8 protein-coding genes and 1 rRNA gene are annotated in these 8,402 nt (G+C 74.1%); 7 read left to right on the top strand and 2 right to left on the bottom strand.

From position 1 onward, the window contains the following. The 3 genes from rrf to ACFZCF_RS24305 form a co-directional block, all read left to right on the top strand. Positions 1-105, top strand: a 5S ribosomal RNA gene (gene rrf, locus ACFZCF_RS24315); the annotation flags it as partial. 230 nt (positions 106-335) lie between these two features. After that, positions 336-1,586 carry a hypothetical protein gene (locus ACFZCF_RS24310; protein ID WP_391288719.1) on the top strand — a complete coding sequence of 417 codons (1,251 nt, stop codon included), beginning with the start codon at positions 336-338 and terminating at the stop codon, positions 1,584-1,586. Continuing rightward, the gene (locus tag ACFZCF_RS24305) at positions 1,571-2,359 is read left to right on the top strand and encodes a hypothetical protein (protein ID WP_391288717.1); all 789 of its coding nucleotides are present in this window, start codon (positions 1,571-1,573) and stop codon (positions 2,357-2,359) included. The genes ACFZCF_RS24310 and ACFZCF_RS24305 overlap by 16 nt, the downstream gene beginning before the upstream one ends. Positions 2,360-2,424: 65 nt before the next feature. On the opposite strand, the gene ACFZCF_RS24300 is transcribed toward ACFZCF_RS24305, so the two are convergent. Beyond that, complete coding sequence (locus tag ACFZCF_RS24300) at positions 2,425-3,717, bottom strand: DUF1015 family protein (protein WP_391288715.1); 1,293 nt, start codon at positions 3,715-3,717, stop codon at positions 2,425-2,427. Positions 3,718-3,799: 82 nt separating this feature from the next. On the opposite strand from ACFZCF_RS24300, the gene ACFZCF_RS24295 reads away from it, so the two are divergent. From ACFZCF_RS24295 to ACFZCF_RS24280, 4 genes are all read left to right on the top strand, one after another. After that, positions 3,800-4,864 (top strand): HAD hydrolase-like protein, encoded by a 1,065-nt coding sequence (locus ACFZCF_RS24295; protein WP_391288713.1) that lies wholly within the window; start codon positions 3,800-3,802, stop codon positions 4,862-4,864. A gap of 100 nt (positions 4,865-4,964) precedes the next feature. Next, entirely contained in the window at positions 4,965-6,020 is a 1,056-nt protein-coding gene (locus ACFZCF_RS24290) for an iron chelate uptake ABC transporter family permease subunit (RefSeq protein ID WP_391288711.1), read from the top strand. Further along, a complete protein-coding gene (locus tag ACFZCF_RS24285) occupies positions 6,017-7,051 on the top strand; it encodes a FecCD family ABC transporter permease (RefSeq protein WP_388447346.1) in 1,035 nt (344 codons plus the stop codon). Before ACFZCF_RS24290 ends, ACFZCF_RS24285 begins: the two co-directional genes overlap by 4 nt. A 44-nt stretch (positions 7,052-7,095) precedes the next feature. After that, positions 7,096-8,034: an ATP-binding cassette domain-containing protein gene (locus ACFZCF_RS24280; RefSeq protein ID WP_391288709.1), complete on the top strand. Its 939-nt coding sequence runs from the start codon at positions 7,096-7,098 to the stop codon at positions 8,032-8,034. On the opposite strand, the gene ACFZCF_RS24275 is transcribed toward ACFZCF_RS24280, so the two are convergent. Then, the gene (locus ACFZCF_RS24275; RefSeq protein ID WP_388447342.1) at positions 8,023-8,370 is read right to left on the bottom strand and encodes an SCP2 sterol-binding domain-containing protein; all 348 of its coding nucleotides are present in this window, start codon (positions 8,368-8,370) and stop codon (positions 8,023-8,025) included. The two genes, ACFZCF_RS24280 and ACFZCF_RS24275, sit on opposite strands and share 12 nt — an antisense overlap. Positions 8,371-8,402: the final 32 nt, after the last annotated feature.

Here is an 8,402-nt window from a genome sequence, read left to right as displayed (position 1 = left end):
AGCGTTAGGGAAACGCCCGGTTACATTCCGAACCCGGAAGCTAAGCCTTTCAGCGCCGATGGTACTGCAGGGGGGACCCTGTGGGAGAGTAGGACACCGCCGAACAAATCTTCAGGACCCCTGGTCCCAGCGTTCACGCTGGGACCAGGGGTCCTTTTGTTTTTGCTTGACTTTTCCAAAGCGCGGCCGGGTGCCGGCTGCGCGAGAATGACTGCAGTACCCGAAGACAGGAGTCACACCGATGTCCACCAACTCTCCCGACGACCGTCCGGAGCGCGAGCCGCGTCGCAGGGACGGTGCCGGTGGCGACCGCGGTGGCTACCGTGGCCCCCGTCGTGACGACAGCCGCGGTGACAACCGCGGGGGTGGCGGCTTCCGTCGTGACGACAACCGCGGTGGCGGCGGCGGGTTCCGCCGTGACGACCGTGGTGGCGACCAGCGCGGCGGTGGCTTCCGTCGTGACGACAACCGCGGCGGTGGCGGCGGCTTCCGTCGTGACGACCGTGGTGGCGACAACCGCGGTGGCGGCGGTGGCTTCCGCCGCGACGACAACCGAGACAACCGTGGTGGCGGCGACTTCCGTCGTGACGACCGCGGTGGCGACAACCGCGGTGGCGGCTTCCGTCGTGACGACAACCGTGGTGGTGGTGGCGGCGGGTTCCGTCGTGACGACCGTGGTGGCGACAACCGCGGTGGCGGTGGCGGCTTCCGCCGCGATGACCGCCGCGACGAGCGTCCTTCGTCGTTCCGCCGTGACGACCGCCCCTCCTTCCCCCGCGACGACCGTCGTGACGACCGCGGTGGCGACCAGCGCGGTGGCGGCTTCCGTCGTGACGACAACCGCGGCGGTGGCGGCGGCTTCCGTCGTGACGACCGTGGTGGCGACCAGCGCGGTGGCGGTGGCGGCTTCCGCCGCGATGACCGCCGCGATGACCGTCGTGACGACCGTCCCTCCTCGTTCCGTCGTGACGACCGCCGTGACGACAACCGCGGTGGCGGTGGTGGCTTCCGCCGTGACGACAACCGTGGTGGCGGCGACTTCCGTCGTGACGACCGCGGTGGCGACCAGCGCGGTGGCGGCTTCCGCCGTGACGACAACCGCGGCGGTGGTGGCGGCGGGTTCCGTCGTGACGACCGTGGTGGCGACAACCGCGGTGGCGGTGGCGGCTTCCGCCGCGACGACCGCCGCGACGAGCGTCCTTCGTCGTTCCGCCGTGACGACCGTCCCTCCTCGTTCCGCCGTGACGACCGGCGCGACGAGCGTCCGTCCTACTCCCGTGACGACCGCGGTGGCGACCAGCGCGGTGGCGGCTTCCGCCGTGACGACCGCCGTGACGACAACCGCGGTGGCGGCGGCGGTGGCTTCCGTCGTGACGACCGCGGTGACCGCGGTGGGTTCCGTGGGCGGGACGACCGGGGTGGCGACCGCGGTGGGTACCGCGGACGGGACGACCGGGGCGGCTACGGGCGCCGGGACGACCGTGGCGGGGACCGGGAGCGGAGCGACCGCGCGCCGCTCAAGCGGCTGCCCATCCCGCCGGAGGTCACCGGTGAGGAGATCGACCCCGATGTGCGCCAGGAGCTGATGAGCCTGCCCAAGGGGCTCGCCGACGACGTGGCGCGCAACCTCGTCATGGTCGCCCAGCTGATCGACGAGGACCCGGAGAAGGCCTACGGCTACTCCCGCGTCGCCCTGCGGCTCGCCTCGCGCGTCGCCGCCGTCCGCGAGGCCGCCGGCTTCGCCGCGTACGCCAACCAGAAGTACGCCGAGGCGCTGGCCGAGTTCCGGGCCGCGCGGCGGATGAGCGGCGGCGTGGACCTGTGGCCCGTCATGGCCGACTGCGAGCGCGGCCTCGGCCGACCCGAGCGGGCGCTCGCCATGGCCGGCGAGCCCGAGGTGCAGAAGCTCGACAAGGCCGGGCAGGTCGAGATGCGGCTCGTCGCCGCCGGCGCCCGCCGGGACATGGGGCAGCTCGACGCCGCCATCGTGACCCTGCAGAGCCCCGAGCTGGCGTCCAGCGCCAACCACCCGTGGACCGCACGGCTCCGGTACGCCTACGCCGACGCCCTGCTCGCCGCCGGGCGGGAGCAGGAGGCCCGTGAGTGGTTCGCCAAGGCCCTGGAGGCCGACAAGGACGGTGCCACGGACGCCTCCGACCGGCTCGCCGAGCTGGACGGGGTCGAGTTCGTCGACGCCTTCGAGGACGACGAGGACGAGGACGACGTCGAGAAGGACGCGGTCGCGTCCGACGCCGGCCCGGCCGACGACCGTGAGACCGACGAGGACGACGAGACCGACGAGACCGACGAAGACGACGACGAGGCCGCGGACGGCGAGCGTCAGGGCGACGCCGGCTGACGTCCGGTGACATGAGGAAGGGGCGGCGCCCGACGGGTGCCGCCCCTTCCGCGTTCGTCTGCGGGTCAGTCGAGGGCGAGGCTGCGGAGGACCAGGCCCGTGGCCGGCTTCGGCCCGAACGAGGTCGACTTGCGGGGCATCGTCACGCCCTGGCGGGCCAGGTCGCGGACGACCTCCTCACGGACCGGGTGCATCAGGACCGCCGTACCGCCCCGGCGCTCGGCCTGGGCGACGGCCGCCGCCGTGTCGTGGATGTAGGCGATGTCCTCGGGGGCGTCCGGCACGTGCCACAGGTGGTCCAGGAGCGTGGCGTGCAGGACCGTCGCGTCCAGGGTGCGCCAGGCCTCCGGCCGGTCGGCGCGGACGGTGCGGGCCAGCAGCGCCGGGTCCGGACGGTCCAAGAGGTGGAAGGCGCCGTCGCCGGCGAGGAGGAAGGCGTTGCCCTCCGCGGCGGCCTCGGCAAGGGCCTCCAGGGCCCCCGGCAGGGGGAGCTCGACGCGGCGGACGCGGAAGGCGTCGCCGACGGCGGCGAGGGCCTCCGGGACCGGGAGCCGGCTCAGGAGGCGGTGGATCGCGCGGACCCGCAGGGGGTAGCGGACCGTGTCGATGAGGAGGACCAGGCCCTGGCTCCAGGGGCCGGGGGAGGGCTGCTCGTCGCGCAGCCGCAGATAGGTCGCCCAGCGGTGGTGGCCGTCCGCGATGAGCGCCTGGTGGCGGGCGAGTTCGGCCGTGATCGCCGCCTGCTCGGCCGGGTCCGTGACCGCCCACAGGCGGTGGCTGAAGCCGTCCTCGGTGGTCGTCGCGAGCAGCGGCTCGCCCAGGATCGTGCGCTCGATCACCGCGTCGGCGCCGTCGCTGTCGCCCGGGTAGGTCAGGAGCAGCGGCTCCAGGTTCGCGGCCGTCGTGCGCATCAGGGCGGCGCGGTCCTCGACGACGTGCGGCATGACGTCCTCGTGGGGGAGGACGACGCCCTCGTCGGGGGTGGACAGTTCGAGGGCGCCGATGACGCCGCGCTGGAGGACGCCGTCGCCCCGCTGTTCGTACACGTACAGGGCGGGGGCCGGGTCGGGGGCGAGGACGCCGTCGGCGAGCCAGCGGTCCAGCGTCACCGCGGCCTTGCGGTGGCGGGTGCCCGCCGTGACCGCCTGGGGCAGGATCAGCCGGACGATGTTGTGCGGGTCGGCGGACTCCAGGTGGAGCAGTCCGTCAGGTCGTACGACGACGTCATAGGGCGGCGAGGTGACGGCCGCGAGGCTGCCGACCCGGTCGGGGACGTAGCGGATGCCGCGGAACGGATGCAGGCGCAGTCCCGCCGTGTCGTCGCGGACGGCGTCGGCCGCGTGACCTGAGGTGTTCATCTCGCAATGGTAGGCGGGCGGCGCGGATGAGCGATGATCGGGGGAGCGGGGACGGAGCGGTGTGAGTGAGGAGCGGGTGGTCATGGCGCGAGACGGCCGGGAGCGGCGGACGGAGAGGCTTCGGCCCGGTGGCAGCGCGGCGCCGCTGAGCGAGGCGTACGACACGGCGCTGCTCGACCTCGACGGGGTCGTGTACTTCGCGGGCGGGGCGGCGATCCCGCACGCCGTCGAGGCGCTCGGGGCGGCGCGCGAGCGCGGGATGCGGCTGGCGTACGTGACGAACAACGCGCTGCGGACGCCGGACGCGGTCGCCGCGCACCTCACCGAGCTGGGGGTGGCGGCCGACCCCGGCGACGTCGTGACCTCGGCGCAGGCCGTGGCGCGGCTGGTCGCGGAGGACGTGTCCGCCGGGTCCCGGGTGCTCGTCGTCGGCGGCGAGGGGCTGCGGGTGGCGCTGCGCGAGCGGGGGCTCGTGCCGGTCGAGTCGGCCGACGACGAGCCGGTGGCCGTCGTGCAGGGGTACGGCGGGCCGGACATGGCCTGGGGCCGGTTCGCGGAGGCGGCGTACGCGATCGGGAGGGGCGTGCCCTGGTACGCCTCCAACACCGACCTGACGATCCCGGGCGCGCGGGGCATCGGACCGGGGAACGGCGCCGCCGTCGAGGTCGTGCGGATCGCCACCGGCGGGCGGGTCGAACCCGAGGTCGCGGGGAAGCCGCAGCCGCCGATGCACCGGGAGACCGTGCTGCGGACCGGGGCGCGGCGGCCGCTGGTCGTCGGCGACCGGCTGGACACCGACATCGAGGGCGCCTTCCACGGCGGGGTCGACTCGCTGCTCGTGCTGACGGGGGTCACCGACGCGGTGACGCTGCTCGCGGCCGTGCCGGAGCACCGTCCGACGTATGTGGCGGCGGACCTGCGGGGGTTGCTCCAGGGGCAGCCGGAGGTCGTGTCCGAGTCGGACGGCGGGGTCCGGTGCGGCGGGTGGCGGGCCTCGGCGGCCGGGGACGCGCTCGTCCTGGAGGGCGCCGAGGGCTCCGACGCGCTCGACGGGCTGCGGGCGCTGTGCGGGGCGGCGTGGGCGTCGGCCGGGGCCGGGGCGTGCGGGCTCGACGCGGGGAAGGCACTGGCCCGGCTCGGGCTGTAGGACCGGGGCCGGTGGGCGGGAGGCCGGTGGGAAGGGGGTTTTCCGGATTCGAGGCCACCAGCCCCTGCTAGATCAATATTGGGTAGGCTAACCTAACTCCGTGTTGGTCGAGAGTCCCTCCCGTACGAGCGCGGAGCCGGTGAAGTCCGGGCAGATCCCGAAGCGCCGGAATTCCGTGCGCGCCCTCGGGCTGCTCGCAGCCGTCGGTGCCCTGCTGCTTGTCTGTGTCCTCAGCATCATGATCGGTGCCAAGCCGGTGCCGCTCGGTGACGTGTGGCACGGGCTGTTCCACAACAGCGGCGTCGGCAACGACGTCGTCATCCACGACGTGCGCGTGCCGCGCACCCTGCTGGGGCTGCTCGTCGGCCTGGCGCTCGGCCTGGCCGGCGCCGTGATGCAGGGGCTGACCCGCAACCCGCTCGCGGAGCCCGGGCTGCTCGGGGTCAACGCGGGCGCGGCCGCCGCCGTCGTCTCGGCCATCGCCTTCCTGGGCGTCACCGACGTCCGCGACTACGTGTGGTTCGCCTTCGTCGGCGCCGCCGTCGTCTCGGTGGTCGTGTACGTCCTCGGGGGCAGCCGCAGCGCGACGCCGGTGCGGCTCGCGCTCGCCGGCACCGCCGCCACCGCCGCCCTGTACGGCTTCGTCAACGCCGTGCAGCTGCTGAACTCGGCCGCCCTCGACCGGCTCCGCTTCTGGACCGTCGGCTCGCTGGCCTCCGCCGACATGGAGACCGTCGGCCGGGTCGCGCCGTTCATCCTGGTCGGCACCGTGCTGGCGCTCGGGATCGCCCGGCCGCTCAACGCCATGGAGATGGGCGAGGACTCCGCCCGCGCGCTCGGCGTCGGCATCAACCGGACCCGGGTCGTCGCCATGCTCTCCGTCACCCTGCTGTGCGGGGCCGCGACCGCCGCCTGCGGGCCGATCGTCTTCCTGGGCCTGATGGTGCCGTACATGGTCCGCGCGATCACCGGACCCGACATGCGGTGGATCCTGCCGTACGCCGCCGTGCTCGCGCCCGTGCTCCTGCTCGGCTCCGACGTCCTCGGCCGGGTCGTCGTCCGCCCCGCTGAACTGCAGGTCGGCATCGTGACGGCCCTCGTCGGCGGACCCGTCTTCATCCGACTCGTACGCCGCAAGAGGATGGCCCAGCTGTGACCACCAAGACCCTGCGGACCGGCGGCGGAGTCTCCGTACGGTACGCGCCGCGGGCCGCGTTCTCCGGCCTCGGGCTGATCCTGCTCACCCTCGCCGTCGGCACCGTCCTCGTCTGCACCGGCGACTTCCCCATGACCCCGGGCGAGGTCCTCGACACCCTGCTCGGGCGGGGGACCGTCGTCCAGGAGTTCGCCGTGATGGAGCTGCGGCTCCCGCGGGTCCTCGTCGCGGTCCTCGTCGGCGCCGCGCTCGCCCTCGGCGGGGCCGTCTTCCAGTCGATCTCGCGCAACCCGCTGGGCAGCCCCGACGTCATCGGCTTCGGGCAGGGCGCCACCGTCGGCGCGCTCGCCGTGATCGTCCTCTTCCAGGGCAGCGCCGTCGCCACCGCCCTCGGGGCCGTCGTCGGCGGCGTCCTCACCGGCGCCGTCATCTACCTGCTGGCCTGGAAGCGGGGCGTGCACGGCTACCGCCTGGTGCTCGTCGGCATCGGCGCCGCCGCCATGCTCACCTCCGTCATCCACTACCTCATCACCAAGGCCAACCTGGTGGACGCCACCCGCGCCACCGTGTGGATGACCGGCTCCCTCGACGGACGCGACTGGACCCAGTTCTGGCCGCTGCTCGCCGTCTGCTGCGTGCTCGTGCCGCTGGTCCTCGGCCACGGCCGGGCGCTGCGGATGCTGGAGATGGGCGACGACGCGGCGTACGCGCTCGGCGTGCGGGTCGAGCGGACCCGGATCGTGCTGATGACCTCCGCCGTGCTGCTCGTCGCCGTCGCCACCTCGGCGGCCGGACCGATCGTCTTCGTCTCCCTCAGCGCCCCCCAGCTGGCCCGCCGGCTGACCCGCGCGCCCGGCCCGAACCTGGCGGTCTCCGCCGTCATGGGCTCCGCGCTGCTGCTGAGCGCCGACTGGATCGCCGGCAACGCCTTCGGCGACCGCCGGCTGCCCGTCGGCGTCATCACCGGCATCCTCGGCGGCTGCTACCTCCTCTGGCTGCTCGTCAGCGAACGCAAGGCGGGCCGGATATGAGCGCGCCCCAGGACCACTCGAACCAGGACACCAGGAGTACCCCCATGAGCGATCGGCAGCGGCAGCGGCTCGGGGCCGAGTCGGTCACCCTCGCGTACGAGCAGCGGGTCATCGCCCGCGACCTGTCCGTCGAGATCCCCGACCACTCCTTCACCGTCATCGTCGGGCCCAACGCCTGCGGCAAGTCCACCCTGCTGCGCGCCCTGTCCCGGATGCTCAAGCCCACCGAGGGCCGGGTGCTGCTCGACGGGCAGTCCATCCACTCCCTGCCGGCCAAGAAGGTCGCCCGGACGCTCGGCCTGCTGCCGCAGTCGTCGATCGCGCCCGACGGCATCACCGTGGCCGACCTCGTCGCCCGCGGCCGCTACCCCCACCAGGGGCTGCTGCGCCAGTGGTCGCCGGAGGACGAGCGGATCGTCCAGGAGTCGATGGAGTCCACCGGCGTCGCCGAGCTCGCCGACCGCTTCGTCGACGAGCTCTCCGGCGGCCAGCGCCAGCGGGTGTGGATCGCCATGGCCCTCGCCCAGCAGACCCCGCTGCTGCTGCTCGACGAGCCGACCACGTACCTCGACATCCAGCACCAGATCGACGTCCTCGACCTCTGCGCCGAGCTGCACGAGACCCAGGGGCGGACGCTCGTCGCCGTCCTGCACGACCTCAACCACGCGGCCCGGTACGCCACCCACCTCATCGCGGTGCGCGGCGGCGAGGTCGTCGCCGAAGGGCCGCCGTCGGAGGTGGTGACCGCGGAGCTGGTCGAGCGGGTCTTCGGGCTGCGCTGCCAGGTCATCGAGGACCCGGAGACGGGCACCCCGCTCGTCGTCCCCGCCGGGCGGCAGGCGCGCGCCAGGCGGTCCGTCCCGGCGCGGCCGGTGGACGGCCCGGCGGAGGGCGAGGCGAAGGAGCCCGTCGAGGGGACGCCGAAGGAGCCCGCCGAGGGCCGGACGGCCGTCGAGGGCCAGGAGGCCGCGCTACAGAAGTGAGCGCAGCCGCAGCAGGTCGCGGAAGCCGGCCTCCAGGCCGACCCGGCCGGAGGCCCAGGCCTTCGCGAAGTGCAGCCGGCCCTCCACCATCGCGACCAGGTCGTCGCCGGTCATCCTGAGGCGGATCTGCGCCTTCTCCGGCGGCGGCCCCGCCACCGTCGACTCCACGACCATCCGGCCGCCCGCGAGCCGGCCGGTGAAGGTCGTGTCCAGGTCCGTGAGGTGGCAGCTCAGGGTGCGGTCGAACGCGGCCGCGCCCCGCACGGAGCCCTCCGCCCGCGTGAGCCCGTCCGCCAGCTTGTCGAGCGCCTCGCGGCACTCCGTGATCGTCGCCATCGCCGTCGACGGTACCCCAGGGCTTCGCGGTA

It is taken from the genome of Streptomyces sp. NPDC007945 (assembly GCF_042958885.1).
Lineage (GTDB): Bacteria > Actinomycetota > Actinomycetes > Streptomycetales > Streptomycetaceae > Streptomyces.
Note: the sequence above shows the minus strand (reverse complement) of the source record. Positions and strands in the feature narration are given on the sequence as shown.